Source organism: Veillonella sp. VA142, from assembly GCF_003992135.1.
Taxonomy (GTDB): domain Bacteria; phylum Bacillota; class Negativicutes; order Veillonellales; family Veillonellaceae; genus F0422.
The window spans coordinates 1-239 of the sequence record NZ_RQVN01000066.1; the positions used below are offsets into that span (position 1 = coordinate 1).

Annotated in this window: 1 tRNA gene; it reads left to right on the plus strand. The window is 48.1% G+C overall.

Annotated elements, in window-relative coordinates:
- Nucleotides 1–164 precede the first annotated feature (164 nt).
- A tRNA-Ile gene (locus EO117_RS09130) sits at nt 165–238 on the plus strand.
- Nucleotide 239 lies beyond the last annotated feature (1 nt).

A 239-nucleotide genomic window follows, 5' to 3' on the forward strand; every position in this document is an offset into this window, starting at 1 on the left:
CGGAAGGTGCGGCTGGATCACCTCCTTTCTAGGGAGACATACACTAGCACAAGATGCTAGATGTCACACTAGGTCGACACTTTGGTGTAATGGATAGACGTAGCATATGCGCTAGCTGTATCCAACCTTAATTGTTCAGTTTTGAGAGATTATCTCTCATATGTAGGCCTATAGCTCAGCTGGTTAGAGCGCACGCCTGATAAGCGTGAGGTCGGTGGTTCAAGTCCACTTAGGCCTAC